This window comes from Streptomyces sp. BBFR102, from assembly GCF_051397025.1.
Lineage (GTDB): Bacteria > Actinomycetota > Actinomycetes > Streptomycetales > Streptomycetaceae > Streptomyces.
The window spans coordinates 4231437-4247073 of sequence record NZ_CP195757.1; the positions used below are offsets into that span (position 1 = coordinate 4231437).

Here is a 15637-nt window from a genome sequence, read left to right on the forward strand (position 1 = left end):
CGCCGGACCCGTCGAGCGTCTAGAGGAGCAGGAGAGGGCCCATGAGTCAGTTCCTCACCCCGGAGGCGGCGCCCCCCGGAGGCGGCGTGCCGCCCACGGTGACCATCAGCTTCGCCGGGTTCGACCGCGCCTGGGCCGCCTGGATCGGCGGCATGCTGGAGCGGCGCGGCCACGGCGTCGTCCTCCAACGCTGGGACCCTTCCGTCCGGGAGCCGCTGGCCGACTCGCTCCGCGACCTCACCCTCGCCCCGGGCCCCGTCCTGATCGTCCTCTCCGGCTGGTACGTCCAGCTCGGCCCGCGCACCCACGAGGAGTGGAACGCCGCGCTGCGCGAGGTCGCCGCCACCCACCCCGGCCGCTTCGCCGCCGTCTCCGTCACCACGGCCTCCCTGCCCACCGCCACCTCCGCCCTCGCCGCGGTCAACCTCACCGGCATCGGCTCCGACGAGGCCGAACGCCGGGTCCTGGCCCGCCTCGGCCTGCCCGACACCCCCGGACTGGCACCCCGTCCCGAGGGCGCCCCCCGCTTCCCGCTCGACACGCCCGAGGTCTGGAGCGGCGTCCCGCGCCGCAACACCCGCTTCACCGGACGCGAGCGCATCCTCACCGACGCCCACCAGATCCTCCAGGACGCCGCCCGCGGCGCCGGCGTCGTCACCCTCCACGGCATGCCCGGCGTCGGCAAGACCCAGCTCGCCGCCGAATACGTCTACCGCTTCGGCTCCGAGTACGACGTGGTCTGGTGGGTCGACGCGGAGAGCCGCGCCTCCTTCCGCCTGCGCGTCGCCGAACTCGCCACCGCGCTGGGCCTGGAAACCGGCCCCGGGTACGGCGAGCGGCTCCGCGCCGTCCGCGACTCCCTGCGCCGGGGCCGGCCCTACGGCCGCTGGCTCCTCGTCCTCGACGGCGCCGACGAGCCGCACCAGATCTCCGACCTCGTCCCCACCGGCCCGGGCCACGTCCTCATCACCTCCCGCAACCCGGAATGGGGCGAGCACAACAGCCGCATGCTGGAGATCGGCGTCTACAACCGCGCCGAGTCGGTGGCCTTCGTCCGCCGCCGTGCCCCCCGGCTCGGCGGCGCCGACTCCCAGCAACTCGCCGAGGCCCTCGGTGACCTGCCGCTGCTCCTCGACCAGACGGCCGGCTGGCTCAACGACTCCGACCTCTCCGTCGACGACTACATCGCCCTCCTCGAAGGCGGCATCGACCAGGACATCGTCAAGGTCTCCCCGGACTTCCCGCTCGCCTTCCAGACCGCCTGGTCGATACTGCTCAACAAGCTCCGCGAGACCGTCCCGGAGTCCGTCGCCCTGCTCGGCCTGTGCACCTTCTTCGCCCCCGGCACCATCCCGGTCCGCATCCTGCGCGACCTCGACCACCAGGAGGCCCCCGAGCCGGTCGCCGGGCTGCTCCGCGACCCCCTGCTGTGGAACCGCGCCGTCAACCAGCTCCGCCAGTACTCCGTCGTCAGCCTCGACTCCCACGAGTTCTCCGGCGACGACACCGCCCTGCCCGGCGAGGCGTTCTACCTCCACCGCATGGTCCACCAGATCGTCCACCGCGACCTGCCCGAGACCGAGCGCGCCCCCTTCGCCCAGGTCGTCCGCGCCGCGCTGGCCGCCGCCGACCCCGGCAGGCCCACCGACACCCGCCTGTGGACCCGGTACGCCGAGATCGTCCCGCACCTCGTACACGCCGAGGCGCTGGAGTCCACCGACCCGGCCGTGCAGAACCTCGTCCTCAACTGCCTGCGCTACCTCTACCTCTCCGGCGAGTACAAGACCGGCGTCGCCCTCGGCCGGCGCGCCCTGGAGAGCTGGCAGCGCCTCTTCGGCGAGCAGCACCCGCGCATCTGGGACCTGGTCCACCACTACGCCAACCTCCTGCGCGCCGGCGGCGACTTCGCCGGCACCGAGGTGATCGAGCGCGCCGCCACCGCGCGCCTGCGCGCCCTCGAAGGCCCCCGCGACCTCGCCTACCTGCGCGCCTCCAGCGGACTCGCGGCCGACCTGCGCGGGCTCGGCCGCTACGAGGAGGCGTACGAGCTCTCCGCCGAGATCATGGACGCCTACGGCGAACTCCTCGGCGACCAGGACTCCCGCACCCTCAGCGCGCGCAACAACGTCGCCGTCTCGCTACGCCTGCTCGGCCACTACGAGGAGGCGCTCCTCCTCGACAAGGACACCATGGAGCGCCGCCGCGAACTCCTGCGGCCGCGCCACAACTGGACGCTCTCCTCCGAGCACTCCTACGCCCTGGACCTCCGCCTGGTCGGCCGCTACAAGGACGCCGAGTCCCTCCAGGCGAGGAACGTCCGCGAACAGCGGTTGGTGATGGGCCGGGACAACCCGGTCACCCTCGACGCCGAGCACAACCTCGCCCTGTGCCACTACCGCCTCGGCGACCGGGAGGCGGCCGGCGTCCGCCTCGGCGACCTCCGGGACCGTTGCGAGCGCACCGTCGGCGAGAACCACCCGCTGACCCTGCGCCTGACCGTCTCGCAGAGCTGCCACGCCCGCGAGCACGGGGACATCGACCAAGCCCGTGAACTGAGCGAGTCCGCCCTGAGCCGCTACACCACCCTGCTCGGCCCCGGCCACCCCTTCGTCGCCGGCGTCCGCGCCAACCACGCCCTGGTCCTGCGGAACGTCGGCGAGCGCCGCGACTACGCCCGTTTCGCCGAGCAGGCGTACGCCGACATGGCCGGGGCCGTCGGCGAGTTCCACCCCTGGACGCTGGGCTGCGCCCTCAACGTCTCCGCCGTCCGCAACGTCGTCGGGGACCCCGAGGCCGCCGCCGAACTCTCCCGCGCCACCGTCGACCGCGCCACCGAGTCGCTGGGCCGCACGCACCCGCTGACCCTCTCCACCCGCGTCGCGTACGCCGCCGACCTGAGGGGCCTGCGCCGCCGCAAGGAAGCCGAGAAGATCGAGGACGAGGCGCTCCAGGACTTCGCCGCCGTCCTCGGCGCCCAGCACGTCCACACCATCTCGGCCCGCTCCCGCAACCGCCCGTACTGGGACTTCGAGCCGTACTCGACCTGAGCCGCCCCAAGCCCGAAGGCCCGCCCCGCCGAAGCGGGAGCGGGCCTTCGGACTTCGCGGGCCGGGGTCAGGCGTCGAAGACCTCAGCGACCAGCTGGGCCTGCTCGGCCTGGTGGCGCTTGGCCGAACCGACCGCCGGGGACGAGGAGTGCGGACGCGAGATGCGCCGCAGCCGCTCGGCCGCCGGAAGGTCGGCGCCGACACCCAGGTCGAGGTGGTCGATCAGGTTGAGCGCGATGAACGGCCAGAAGCCCTGGTTCGCCGGCTCCTCCTGGGCCCACAGGAACTTCTCGGCGTTCGGGTACTTGGCGATCTCCGCCTGGAGCTCGGCACCCGGCAGCGGGTACAGCCGCTCGACGCGGATGATCGCGGTGTCCGTGACGCCGCGCTTCTGCCGCTCGGCCTCCAGGTCGTAGTAGACCTTGCCGGCGCACAGGACGACCTTGCGGACCTGCGAGGCGTCCACCGAGTCGTCGCCGATGACCGGGCGGAAGGCGCCCGTCGTGAACTCCTCCGCCTTCGACGCGGCGGCCTTCAGGCGCAGCATCGACTTCGGGGTGAAGACCACCAGCGGCTTGTGGTGCGGGTTGTGCACCTGCCACCGCAGGAGGTGGAAGTAGTTCGACGGGAGGGTCGGCATGGCGACCGTCATGTTGTTCTGCGCGCAGAGCTGCAGGAACCGCTCCGGGCGGGCCGAGGAGTGGTCCGGTCCCTGGCCCTCGTAGCCGTGCGGCAGCAGCAGCGTCACACCGGAGTGCTGGTTCCACTTCTGCTCGGCCGAGGAGATGAACTCGTCCACGACGGTCTGCGCGCCGTTGACGAAGTCACCGAACTGGGCCTCCCACAGCACCAGCGCCTCCGGACGGGCCAGCGAGTAGCCGTACTCGAAGCCCATCGCCGCGTACTCGGAGAGCAGCGAGTCGTAGGTGTTGTAGCGGGCCTGGTTGTCCGAGAGGTACAGCAGCGGCGTGTAGTCGTCGCCGGTCTCCCGGTCGATGAGGACCGCGTGGCGCTGGCCGAAGGTGCCGCGGCGCGAGTCCTGGCCGGAGAGGCGCACCGGGGTGCCCTCCATCAGCAGCGAACCGATGGCCAGGGTCTCGCCCATGCCCCAGTCGATCGTGCCGTCCTGGACCATCGCCGCGCGGCGCTGGAGCTGCGGCAGCAGACGGGGGTGGACGGTGACCCGCTCGGGGATGTTGACCTGCGACTCGGCGATCCGCTTGACGACCTCGGGGGAGACCGCGGTCCGGACCGCGACCGGGAACTGGGCCTCGGCGCCCTCCGGCTCGTGCTGCACCGGGTGCGAGGTGGCCTCGCGGACCTCGGTGAAGACCTTCTCCAGCTGGCCCTGGAAGTCCTGGAGCGCCTGCTCCGCCTCTTCGAGGGTGATGTCGCCCCGGCCGATCAGCGACTCGGTGTAGAGCTTGCGCACCGAGCGCTTCTTGTCGATCAGGTCGTACATCAGCGGCTGGGTGAAGGCCGGGTTGTCCGACTCGTTGTGCCCGCGGCGGCGGTAGCAGATCAGGTCGATGACGACGTCCTTGTTGAACGCCTGGCGGAACTCGAAGGCGAGCCGCCCGACGCGGACGACGGCCTCCGGGTCGTCACCGTTCACGTGGAAGATCGGCGCCTCGATCATGCGGGCCACGTCGGTGGCGTACATCGAGGAGCGCGAGGACTCCGGCGCGGCGGTGAAGCCGACCTGGTTGTTGATGACGATGTGGACCGTGCCGCCGGTGCGGTAGCCGCGCAGCTGCGACATGTTGAGCGTCTCGGCCACCACGCCCTGGCCCGCGAAGGCCGCGTCACCGTGGAGGGCGACGGGCAGGACGGTGAAGTCCGTGCCGCCCTTGTTGATGATGTCCTGCTTGGCGCGGACCACGCCCTCCATCACCGGGTCGACCGCCTCCAGGTGGGAGGGGTTGGCGGTGAGCGAGACCTTGATCTGCTCGCCGTCCAGACCGGTGAAGGTGCCCTCGGCACCCAGGTGGTACTTGACGTCGCCGGAGCCGTGCATCGACTTCGGGTCGAGGTTGCCCTCGAACTCCCGGAAGATCTGCGCGTACGACTTGCCGACGATGTTGGCGAGGACGTTCAGGCGGCCGCGGTGGGCCATGCCGATGACGACCTCGTCCAGGCGCGACTCGGCCGCGGAGTCGAGGACCGCGTCGAGCAGCGGGATGACGGACTCGCCGCCCTCCAGCGAGAACCGCTTCTGGCCGACGTACTTGGTCTGGAGGAAGGTCTCGAACGCCTCGGCGCTGTTGAGCCGGCGCAGGATGCGCAGCTGCTCCTCGCGCTCGGGCTTGCCCGGACCGCGCTCCACCCGGTCCTGGATCCACTTGCGCTGCTTCGGGTCCTGGATGTGCATGAACTCGATGCCGGTGGTGCGGCAGTACGAGTCGCGCAGGACACCGAGGATGTCGCGGAGCTTCATCATCGACTTGCCGGCGAAGCCGCCGACCGCGAAGGTGCGCTCCAGGTCCCACAGCGTCAGCCCGTGCTCGTTGATGTCGAGGTCGGGGTGCTTGCGCTGGTGGTACTCGAGCGGGTCGGTGTCGGCCATGACGTGGCCGCGGACCCGGTAGGAGTGGATCAGCTCGAAGACCCGGGCGGCCTTGGTGACGTCGTCGTCGTGCGAGGCGTCGATGTCCTTGAGCCAGCGGACCGGCTCGTAGGGGATGCGCAGCGCCTTGAAGATGTCGTCGTAGAACTCGTTCTCGCCGAGCAGCGAGTTGGCGACGGTCCGCAGGAACTCGCCGGAGGCCGCGCCCTGGATGACCCGGTGGTCGTAGGTCGACGTCAGGGTCATGACCTTGGAGATGCCGAGCTTGTTCAGGGTGTCCTGGGAGGTGCCCTGGAACTCCGCCGGGTACTCCATCGCGCCCACGCCGAGGATCACCGACTGGCCGGGCATCAGGCGCGGCACCGAGTGGACGGTGCCGATGCCGCCGGGGTTGGTCAGCGAGACGGTGACGCCGGAGAAGTCGTCCATCGTCAGCTTGTTGTCCCGGGCGCGGCGGACGATGTCCTCGTACGCCTGCCAGAACTCGAAGAAGTTGAGGGTCTCGGCCTTCTTGATGGCCGCGACGACGAGCTGGCGGTCGCCGTTGGGCTTGACCAGGTCGATGGCGAGCCCGAAGTTGATGTGCTCGGGCTTGACCAGCGTCGGCTTGCCGTCCTTCTGCGTGAAGGAGTAGTTCATCGACGGCATGGCCTTGATGGCCTGCACCATGGCGTAGCCGATCAGGTGCGTGAAGGAGATCTTCCCGCCCCGGGCGCGCTTCAGGTGGTTGTTGATGACGATGCGGTTGTCGAAGAGGAGCTTGACCGGCACCGCGCGCACGGACGTGGCCGTGGGCAGCTCCAGCGAGGCGCTCATGTTCTTCGCGACCGCGGCCGACGGGCCACGCAGCGTGACGAACTCCGGGCCGTCCGCGGGCGCGGCGGCCTTCGCGGCGGGCTTGGCCGGAGCGGCCTTGGCGGGAGCCGCCTTCGCGGCCGGAGCCTTCGCCGGGGCCGCGGCCTGCGGGGCGGCGGCCGGCTTCGTCTCGGGGGCCTTCGCCGCCGGGGCGGACTTCACCGGGGCGACCGGGGTCGCGGCCGAGGGGGCCGCGGTCTCCACGGGAGCGGTGCCACCCCCGCCGGGCTTGTAGTCGGCGAAGAAGTCCCACCAGGCTCGGTCTACCGAGTTCGGGTCCTGGAGGTACTGCTGGTAGATCTCGTCGACGAGCCACTCGTTCGACCCGAAGGCGGCGGCAGGGCTCTTGCCCTGCCCCGCTTGGTCGGTCGAGACGCTCGAATTACTGGGGGACTGTGGCGACACGGCGGCAACCGCCCTCTTCCGCTTCACAAGGTGGTGGACAGCGGGAATAAAGGCTACGCCCTCGTCACCGAGAGGCGCAGGCCGGGCCGGGCATCCGTCGTGAAAGTCACACCAGATCCCGGGTTTCGGGGCTCTGATTGGCGGGAAACAAGCGGGATTTCCCTCCAGCCCGGACGCCTTCGCGCTCGGCTGCGGTCCCTCGGGCCCGCATCCCTGTCAGTTGGCACGTCGTTACTGCGTTACCGCTATGAACAGTACGCCACCCGAGGGTCAGCCGTGTGCTTCGGGCAGCCCCGGCAGGCTGACGCGAATACGGCAGCCACGTGCGGATTCGGCTACTCCGACGTGCCCGCCGTGCAGATCCACCGCCCACCGCGCGATGGCCAGGCCCAGTCCGGTGCCACCGTCCGCCCCCGGCTCGTGCGGTTTGGCCGCGCTGCCCCGGTTGAACCGCTCGAAGACCCGGTGCCACTCCGACTCGGGGATGCCCGGCCCTTCGTCCAGCACCTCCAGCTCCAGCGACTGCGGACCGGGACCCGGCCGGGCACGGACAGTGACGGCGCCGCTCGGCGGGGAGTGCTTGACCGCGTTGTCGATGAGGTTGGCCACCACCTGGTGGAGCCGCTCCACGTCCGCGTAGGCGGTCAGGTCCAGCGGTTCCACGTCCAGGATCAGGTGGACGTCGGTACGGCTGTGGTTGCCCGACCCGGAGGTGGTCCGGCGCTGGGAGGCGACCAGGTTGGCCTCCTTCAGCACCCCCGAGAGATAGGGCCAGACCTCGAAGCGGTGGGCCTTGAGGGGGACGACACCGTTGTCGAGGCGGGAGAGGTCGAGCAGGGTCTCGACCAGCCGGCCCAGCCGCTCCGTCTGTTTCAGCGCCGTGCGCATCGTCTCCGGGTCGGCCGCCGAGACCCCGTCCACGACGTTCTCCAGCACCGCGCGGAGCGCCGCGATGGGGGTGCGCAGTTCGTGCGAGACGTTGGCGACCAGCTCCTTGCGGTGCAGGTCCTGCGACTCCAGTTCGTCGGCCATCTTGTTGATGGTGTGCGCCAGGTCGCCCAGCTCGTCGCGGCGGTCCGCCCCGCGCGCCCGGCGGGTGTAGTCGCCGTGCGAGACGGAGCGGGCCACGGCGTTCATCTCGTCCAGCGGCGCCGTCAGGCCGTGCGCCACGAACTGCGTGATCAGCAGCGTGGCGATCATGGAGAAGACGGTGATGAAGCGGAGTTCGGTGTCGGTGCGGACGGCGACCATCAGCAGCCCGGTGGTGATCAGCACGGAGATGACGACCAGCGCGCCGAGCTTCGTCTTCACGGAGAAGGGCCGGTACCCGCCCCGGGGGGCCGCTGGGCCGCTCATGGCGTCGGCGTCTCCAGGGCGTAGCCGACACCGTGGACGGTGCGGATGCGCTCCGCGCCGATCTTCCGCCGCAGTGCCTTGATGTGGCTGTCGACCGTGCGCGTGCCGGAGGCGTCGGCCCAGTCCCAGACCTCGGCGAGCAGCTGCTCCCGGGAGAGGACGGCGCGCGGGGTGTTGGCCAGGCAGACGAGCAGGTCGAACTCGGTGGGCGTCAGGTGGACGTCCTCCGCCTGCACCCGCACCCGGCGCTGGGCGTGGTCGATCTCCAGTTCGCCGAGGCGGAGGATGCCGCTGCGGGGCGTCGCCGCGGCGAGCGCCGCCCGCTCGACGCGGCGCAGCAGGACGTGCACCCGGGCCGCCAGTTCCCGCATGGAGAACGGTTTGGTCATGTAGTCGTCCGCGCCGACGCCGAGCCCGACCAGCATGTCGGTCTCGTCGTCGCGCGCCGTCAGCATCATCACCGGCACGGGGCGCTGCGCCTGGACTCTGCGGCAGACCTCCAGGCCGTCGAAGCCGGGCAGCATGATGTCGAGGATCAGCAGATCGGGCTGCCACGCCTCGGCGGTGTCGACCGCCGAGGGCCCGTCCATCGCCGTCTGCACGAGGAAGCCCTCGGCCCGCAGCCGGGCGGAGATGGCTTCGACGATCGTGGTGTCGTCCTCGACCACCAGCACCCGGCGCTGTGCACCCGGCGTCGCCGCCGAGTTGCCGCTGTGGGAGGTCTGTGTGTGCTCCATCGCCCGCCCCTGGAAGTGCGCCTGGTTGGTGTGCCGGACCTCGTGGGGAGATCCGGGGGATGGTGAGCAGCGTAAGGGCTGGACGGGGCTCGGGGCTACGCGGCCTTGACGGCGAGGTGCACGACGTCCGGGACGCCCCGGGCAACGGGGATTTCTTCGGTACGGACCGCCCGGAATCCGCTTTTGCGCAGTGTTCCTTCGAAAGCGGCGGACGGCCGGGCCGACCAGACGGCGAGGACTCCGCCGCCGGTCAGCCGAGCGGCGCGGGCGGCGAGACCGGCCGGTGCGTACAGCTGTCCTCAGGGGCGGAGGGGAGGGCGTACGGGGCGGACACGGCGGTGACTTCAGAAGGGGTGCGGTGTGCGGTGGCAGCCCCCAGCCTGGCCGGGCGGCGGCGCGGGCGACAAGCCGATCGGGCGCGGTCCACCCGGCCGGGTCCGGAGCCCGGGCTCACCTGACGGCGGCCCGCACCGCACGCGGCCCCCGCACCAGCCACACCGCGATCCCCGCCACCCCCACGACCAGCGCCACCGCCCAGGCGAGCGGCGCTCCGGCTCCGGCGGCCGGCCAGGCCAGCACCTCGTACCGGCGACCGTGGACGGGCGGCGCCGCCAGCCACACCCCCACCGCGTGGACGGGGCCGAGCAGCGCGCCGAGCGGCGCCCCGGCCAGGACCGAGGCACCGGCGGCGAGGCCGGCCGCGCCGACCGCGTTCCGCACGGTCGCGGCGGCGTCGGCGCCGGGGGCGAGGGCGACCAGGGCGGTGGCGGGCCCGGCCAGCGCCAGCAGCGGCCACAGGCGCAGCCACCAGCGGGCCCGGACCGCCCCCACCTCGACCTCCGGCCCCCACGAGGCCGAGGTGCCCACCGCGAGGGCGGCGGCCAGTGCCGGGGCGAGGGCGGCGAGCGGGGCCCGGTCCTGGTCGCCGACACCGGCCGACGCCGCGCCGGTCCACCAGACGGCGGCGACGAGCAGGGCGAGGCAGGCGGCGGCCGGGGCGAGGCGGTGGAGGCGGGCGTGGAGCAGGGGTGGGGCTGCGGTGCTCGCGGCGGTGGCCATCAGAGGTCTGGTCCAATCTGGTCGGGGTGTCTCCGGCGGGGTGCGGGCGTGGTGCGGTGCGGTGCGCGGGGCGCCGCCCTCCCCTCGTGGGGCGGCGTCCCGCGCACGGTCAGAGGGCCGGCTGGGCCGCGAAGTCGCAGCGCTGGGCGGCGGTGATGTACGCCCCGAGCCAGGCGGCGCGCTCAGCCTCGGGAAGGGCCCGGAGGCGGTCGAGCTTCTTGAGGCCGGCACGGGTCTCGGCGGCCCTCTCGGCACCCCAGTGCCGCTCGGCCCTGTGGAGGGCGTCCTGCGGATCACTGAGGTTCCGCTGGTGGGCCGGGGCCAGGTACGTCCACACCACGTCGTCCAGCGTGCCGCCGGTGGGGTCCGGGCAGTCCGGGGAGAGCAGCGGCGCCACCGTCTCCCACGTGAACACCGCATGGTCGGTCAGCTCACCGCGCACCACGCTCTGCCCGAGCGGAGTGAACGAGGGGAGCTGGACGTCCCCCGAGCCCCGGCGGACGCGGTGTCCCTGCCGCTCCTCCACGAACCGCTCGGGCAGGTCGGGCGCCCCCGCCAGCCGCTTCCGCAGCCCCGACAGCGCTTCCCCGGCCGGGGCGAGCATGTTCCGGTGCCGCTCGGTCACGCAGATCTGCGGCGTCCCGTCGTCGCAGACCAGCCGCTGGCCGCGCGGGTCCGTGCGCCAGGCGGCGTCGCCGGTCTGGACCAGCACGGTCCCGGCCAGTGCGGCGGCCACCAGGGGCACCAGGGCGAGCTGCTTGCGGCGGGCGAGGTGGCCCACCAGCACGGCCAGGGCGAGGCCGCCGACCCACACCGCGATCACCGGGGCCAGCCAGAGCACCGGTATCTCCTCGCTCAGCTCCGGCTTCCGCGCCGGGGTGAGCCACCCCGGAAAGGAGTCGGCGTACGTGGAGATCCCCAGCAGCACGTAGCAGCCGAGTGCCACCAGCAGCGCGGCCCCCCGCCACCGCACCAGCCGCCCCACCACGAACCCGACCGCCGTCGTCCCGGCCAGGAACACCGCGTCGGCCCCGTGCAGCAGCCCGTGCCCCCAGGTGAGCCCGCCACCCATCGAGTACGGCCAGGTCGCCAGGTACACCCCGGCCGTGCCGAGGAAGTGGGCCGCCACCACGCAGGCCGCCAGCGGGCCCAGCGCCGGGAGCGTCCGGGACCCGTGGCCGCGTACCGCCTGCCGCAGCAGGTCACCGGTGCCCCGGCGGGCCTCCCGGCCGCCCTGCCAGCAGCCGGCGGCGGCTGCCAGCGGGCCGAGGAGGAGCATGGTCGTCCAGCGCAGCAGGCCGTGGGTCTGGGCCCAGTCGCCCTGCCACTGGGCCGCCTTCGCCCCCATCGTCACGGCGGTGGTCAGCAGTACGGCCGCCCCGGCCCAGAGGGCGAGCCCGCGCCGCAGTTCGCTGCGCCAGGGGCTCGGGGCCGCGCCGGGGTACGGGGGAGCGGGCGCGGGGCGGGTCGCGGTGGGCGCGCTCATCGCGCACCCCCGGTGGCCGGCGCCGAGCGGTGGTCGCGCAGGGCGAGGGTGTAGCCGCGCTCCAGGGCGCTGCCGCCCAGTTCCTTCGGCGCCTCGGTGCCCTTGCGGGCCAGGTCCGAGGGGGTGTCGCGCAGGGCGACGCGGCCCGCGTCGAGCAGGGTCACCGTCGAGCAGGCGTCGGCCACGTCCTCCACCAGATGGGTGGAGACCAGCACGGTGGTGTCGTCGGCGAGCGAGCGCAGCAGCGCCCGGAAGTCGAGCCGCTGCTCGGGGTCGAGCCCGGCGGTCGGCTCGTCCAGCAGCAGCACCGCCGGTTCGTTGACCAGGGCCTGGGCGATCCCGGCCCGCCGGACCATGCCGCCGGAGAGCCGCTTGAGCGGGGTGTCGGCGCCGGCCGCGAGCCCCACCCGGTCCAGGGCGCGTTGCACCGCCCCGGGGGCGAGCGCCGCCGGGACCTCCTTGAGCCACGCCATGTAGGAGACGAACTCCCGCACGGTGAAACCGGGGTAGTGGCCGAAGTGCTGCGGCAGGTAGCCGAGCCGGCGCCGCACCTCGGTGCGCCCTGCGCGGTCCGCGAGGTCGTGGCCGAGGATCTCCACGCGGCCCGCCGCCGGTCCGGCGGCGGTGGCCAGCACCCGGATCAGGGAGGTCTTCCCCGCGCCGTTGGGCCCGAGCAGTCCGTGCACCCCCGTGGAGAAGTCCAGGTCCACCCCGTCCAGGGCGGTGGTCCTGCGGTGGCGGACGTGCAGCCCGTCCACCCTGATCGTGGTCATGGTCGTGGTCACGAGAACTCCGGTCGGTCGAAGGAATGGCGGCGCACGGCGAGCAGCGCGGCCGAGCACACGGCCGCGCCCGCCCAGCCGGCCTGCGCGGCGGGGGAGGAGAACCAGGGAGTGAGGGCGCGGGCGAGGAGTTCCGCCGGGAGGGCGCCGTACCGGACCGTCACCGGGGCGAGCACCCCGAGCGCCCACAGGCCGCCGACCACCGCCGCCGCGCTCCGGCACCCCAGGTACGAGCCGAGGGCCAGCGTGCCGAGGACCAGCGCCAGCGCCGGGAGCAGCCACGCGGCCGGTCCCGGCCCGCCCTCCACCGCCGGCAGCAGCGCCCCGGCCACCGTCAGCACCGGTACGCACAGGGCCAGCACGGCGGCGCCGCGCACCAGCAGCAGCCGCAGACCGCCCCCGGGCGAGACCGCCGCCAACTCGTGCAGCGGATCGGTGTGCCGGCCGTACGACAGGGCCACCCCGGCGAGCGGCAGCAGCGGCGCCAGCAGCAGCAGGGCCGGGCGCGCCCCGGGGAGTGCCCCGCCGTGCGCCAGGGCCAGCGCCACCAGGCAGACCCCGGCGACCGCCGGCAGCCAGGGGCCGCGCACGGCGGGCCCGGCGGCCCAGCGCAGCCGCCGCCACCGGCCGAACGCCCGCACCGGGGCGGGGGCGGACCCCGCCACCTCGGCCAGCAGTGCCGAGCGCACCGCCGCCAGCGACGGGCCCGCCGAGCCCGAGCGGGCGGCGGCGGAGACCCGGCCGGCGCAGGTGCCGCAGCCCTCCAGATGGCGTTCGACCTGCCAGGAGTCGGGCTCGGGGATCTCCCCCGAGGCGTAGCGGGCGGCCGTGGCGGCGTCCAGGTGGCGCCGGGACGGGCCCGTGCGGTGCGCGGTCATGCGGGGTCTCCCAGAGGGTGGCGCAGCGGAGAAGGGGGAGTGGTGGCCGGGGGCGGCGGGGCACCGGGTTCCCCGGCGATCCGGGCGAGGGCGGCCCGTAGCTCCTTGCGGGCGCGCAGGGCCCGGGACTTGACGGTGCCCTCGGGGACGCCGAGCAGGGTGGCGGCCTCCCGGGTGGTCAGCCCGTCGACGACGGTGGCGCGCAGTACGTCCCGCAGTTCGGGGCCGAGCCGACCGAGGGCGGTGCCGACGTCGCCGTACTCCAGGCCGTCCAGGACGCGGTCCTCGGCCGAGGGCGCGGGCGGCGCGGGGGCGGGCGTGTACCGCTCGGCGCGTTCGCGTACCCGCAACGCGTCCACGAGCCGCCGGGCCGCGATGGTCCACAGCCAGCCGCCGGCCTCGCCGCCCCGGTGCGCCCCGGCCGAGCGCCACACGGTCACGAAGGTGTCCTGGAGGACCTCGCGGACCGTCTCGGGGTCCGCGCAGCGCCGGGTCAGCCGTACCTGGAGCCAGCCGGCGTGCCGGTCGTAGAGCCGGGCCAGGGCCGCCGGGTCGCCCGCGGCGACGGCGCGCAGCAGGGCCGCGTCGTTCTCCTCCGGTGCCCCCACGGGGCGGAACAGTCTCACGTCCCCTCTATCGACGGGCGGGGCGCGAACGGTTCACAGGTACGCGTGCGGGTTCGCACGAGCCCCCGACCTGCCGACGTTGCATGAGCATGCGTTCCGTTGCATACTCTTGCTATGTCCAAAGTCCTGACCTCCCTCCCCACCGGCGAGCGCGTCGGCATCGCCTTCTCCGGCGGGCTCGACACCTCGGTCGCCGTCGCCTGGATGCGTGACAAGGGCGCGGTCCCCTGCACGTACACCGCCGACATCGGCCAGTACGACGAGCCCGACATCGCCTCCGTGCCCGGCCGGGCCACCGCCTACGGCGCCGAGATCACCCGTCTCGTCGACTGCCGGGCCGCGCTGGTCGAGGAAGGGCTGGCGGCGCTGGCCTGCGGCGCCTTCCACATCCGCTCGGGCGGGCGCCCGTACTTCAACACCACGCCGCTGGGCCGCGCCGTCACCGGCACGCTGCTGGTGCGGGCGATGCTGGAGGACGGGGTGCAGATCTGGGGCGACGGCTCCACCTTCAAGGGCAACGACATCGAGCGGTTCTACCGCTACGGCCTGCTCGCCAACCCCCACCTGCGGATCTACAAGCCCTGGCTCGACGCGGACTTCGTCTCCGAGCTGGGCGGCCGCAAGGAGATGTCCGAGTGGCTGCTCGCCCACGAGCTGCCCTACCGGGACTCGACCGAGAAGGCGTACTCCACCGACGCCAACATCTGGGGCGCCACCCACGAGGCGAAGACCCTGGAGCACCTGGACACCGGGATCGAGACGGTCGACCCGATCATGGGCGTCAAGTTCTGGGACCCGTCGGTGCGGATCGACACCGAGGACGTGACCATCGGCTTCGAGCAGGGCCGCCCGGTCACCATCAACGGCAAGGAGTTCGCCTCCGCCGTCGACCTCGTCATGGAGGCCAACGCCATCGGCGGACGCCACGGGCTCGGCATGTCCGACCAGATCGAGAACCGCGTCATCGAGGCCAAGAGCCGCGGCATCTACGAGGCCCCCGCCATGGCGCTGCTGCACCTCGCCTACGAGCGCCTCGTCAACGCCATCCACAACGAGGACACGGTCGCCGCCTACCACAACGAGGGCCGCCGCCTCGGCCGGCTGCTCTACGAGGGCCGCTGGCTGGACCCGCAGGCGCTGATGATCCGCGAGTCGCTCCAGCGCTGGGTCGGCTCCGCGATCACCGGTGAGGTCACCGTGCGGCTGCGGCGCGGCGAGGACTACTCGATCCTCGACACCCAGGGCCCCGCCCTCAGCTACCACCCGGACAAGCTCTCCATGGAGCGCACCGAGGACTCCGCCTTCGGCCCGGTCGACCGCATCGGCCAGCTGACCATGCGCAACCTCGACATCGCCGACTCCCGCGCCCGCCTGGAGCAGTACGCCGGCATCGGCATCGTCGGCACCGAGCACCCGACGATCGGCGCCGCCCAGGCGGCCTCGACCGGCCTGATCGGCGCCATGGACCGGGGCGGCGCCGAGGCCATCGCCTCGCGCGGCGAGACCACCGAGGAGGAGACGGCGCTCGACCGCGCCGCCATCGAGTCCGGCACCGACTGACTCCGCTCCGTACGCCCCGCACGGCGGGCCCGGCCATCACGGCCGGGCCCGCCGTCGCGCGTCGGCGGCGCGCTCGCCCGGGGCGATCCGCCCGGCCGCGGTCCGGCGCGGCTGTGGGCCGAACCGCCGTCCACTCGGCGACTCGTGGAGCCGCCGCCCGTCGGTGGCGGGCCCCGGGCCGCGCCCGCGGCCGGTGGCGCCCGCCGCTCCATCGCCCCCGGGCGTGGCCGCCCCTCCCGTCTGACAGCGGCTCAGCCCGGCCCCCATCCGTACGTCCCGC

Annotated in this window: 10 protein-coding genes and 1 pseudogene; 2 read left to right on the forward strand and 9 right to left on the reverse strand. The window is 73.4% G+C overall.

Translation table 11 applies throughout. From position 1 onward, the window contains the following. The first annotated feature begins 41 nt into the window (after positions 1 to 41). The gene (gene fxsT, locus ACSLIC_RS18945) at positions 42 to 3047 is read left to right on the forward strand and encodes an FxSxx-COOH system tetratricopeptide repeat protein (RefSeq protein ID WP_436738896.1); all 3006 of its coding nucleotides are present in this window, start codon (positions 42 to 44) and stop codon (positions 3045 to 3047) included. Between the two features lie 67 nt (positions 3048 to 3114). On the opposite strand, the gene ACSLIC_RS18950 is transcribed toward fxsT, so the two are convergent. The 9 genes and pseudogenes from ACSLIC_RS18950 to ACSLIC_RS18990 all read right to left on the reverse strand — a co-directional run bounded on the left by ACSLIC_RS18950 (position 3115) and on the right by ACSLIC_RS18990 (position 13797). After that, a complete protein-coding gene (locus tag ACSLIC_RS18950) occupies positions 3115 to 6873 on the reverse strand; it encodes a multifunctional oxoglutarate decarboxylase/oxoglutarate dehydrogenase thiamine pyrophosphate-binding subunit/dihydrolipoyllysine-residue succinyltransferase subunit (protein WP_436738897.1) in 3759 nt (1252 codons plus the stop codon). 270 nt (positions 6874 to 7143) lie between these two features. Next, entirely contained in the window at positions 7144 to 8229 is a 1086-nt protein-coding gene (locus tag ACSLIC_RS18955; RefSeq protein ID WP_436738898.1) for a HAMP domain-containing sensor histidine kinase, read from the reverse strand. After that, positions 8226 to 8966 (reverse strand): response regulator transcription factor, encoded by a 741-nt coding sequence (locus ACSLIC_RS18960; RefSeq protein WP_436738899.1) that lies wholly within the window; start codon positions 8964 to 8966, stop codon positions 8226 to 8228. The genes ACSLIC_RS18955 and ACSLIC_RS18960 overlap by 4 nt, the downstream gene beginning before the upstream one ends. A gap of 95 nt (positions 8967 to 9061) precedes the next feature. Continuing rightward, positions 9062 to 9259, reverse strand: a pseudogene (locus ACSLIC_RS18965) (spermidine synthase); the annotation flags it as partial. A 157-nt stretch (positions 9260 to 9416) separates the two neighbouring features. After that, entirely contained in the window at positions 9417 to 10025 is a 609-nt protein-coding gene (locus tag ACSLIC_RS18970) for a hypothetical protein (protein WP_436738900.1), read from the reverse strand. 109 nt (positions 10026 to 10134) lie between these two features. Beyond that, a complete protein-coding gene (locus ACSLIC_RS18975) occupies positions 10135 to 11511 on the reverse strand; it encodes a hypothetical protein (RefSeq protein ID WP_436738901.1) in 1377 nt (458 codons plus the stop codon). Next, positions 11508 to 12284 (reverse strand): ATP-binding cassette domain-containing protein, encoded by a 777-nt coding sequence (locus ACSLIC_RS18980; protein WP_436740415.1) that lies wholly within the window; start codon positions 12282 to 12284, stop codon positions 11508 to 11510. Before ACSLIC_RS18980 ends, ACSLIC_RS18975 begins: the two co-directional genes overlap by 4 nt. Before the next feature lie 8 nt (positions 12285 to 12292). After that, on the reverse strand, positions 12293 to 13171 hold the full coding sequence (locus ACSLIC_RS18985) for a zf-HC2 domain-containing protein (RefSeq protein WP_436738902.1): 879 nt from the start codon (positions 13169 to 13171) through the stop codon (positions 12293 to 12295). Beyond that, entirely contained in the window at positions 13168 to 13797 is a 630-nt protein-coding gene (locus ACSLIC_RS18990; protein ID WP_436738903.1) for an RNA polymerase sigma factor, read from the reverse strand. Before ACSLIC_RS18990 ends, ACSLIC_RS18985 begins: the two co-directional genes overlap by 4 nt. A gap of 114 nt (positions 13798 to 13911) precedes the next feature. On the opposite strand from ACSLIC_RS18990, the gene argG reads away from it, so the two are divergent. Then, positions 13912 to 15357, forward strand: a complete 1446-nt coding sequence (argG, locus tag ACSLIC_RS18995) for an argininosuccinate synthase (protein WP_436738904.1) — start codon at positions 13912 to 13914, stop codon at positions 15355 to 15357. Positions 15358 to 15637: the final 280 nt, after the last annotated feature.

Coding starts and splice junctions, on each gene's coding strand:
- fxsT (WP_436738896.1), top strand. CDS start 42: ATGAGTCAGTTCCTCACCCCGGAGGCGGCGCCCCCCGGAGGCGGCGTG.
- ACSLIC_RS18955 (WP_436738898.1), bottom strand. CDS start 8,229: ATGAGCGGCCCAGCGGCCCCCCGGGGCGGGTACCGGCCCTTCTCCGTG.
- ACSLIC_RS18960 (WP_436738899.1), bottom strand. CDS start 8,966: ATGGAGCACACACAGACCTCCCACAGCGGCAACTCGGCGGCGACGCCG.
- ACSLIC_RS18970 (WP_436738900.1), bottom strand. CDS start 10,025: ATGGCCACCGCCGCGAGCACCGCAGCCCCACCCCTGCTCCACGCCCGC.
- ACSLIC_RS18975 (WP_436738901.1), bottom strand. CDS start 11,511: ATGAGCGCGCCCACCGCGACCCGCCCCGCGCCCGCTCCCCCGTACCCC.
- ACSLIC_RS18980 (WP_436740415.1), bottom strand. CDS start 12,284: ATGACCACGATCAGGGTGGACGGGCTGCACGTCCGCCACCGCAGGACC.
- ACSLIC_RS18985 (WP_436738902.1), bottom strand. CDS start 13,171: ATGACCGCGCACCGCACGGGCCCGTCCCGGCGCCACCTGGACGCCGCC.
- argG (WP_436738904.1), top strand. CDS start 13,912: ATGTCCAAAGTCCTGACCTCCCTCCCCACCGGCGAGCGCGTCGGCATC.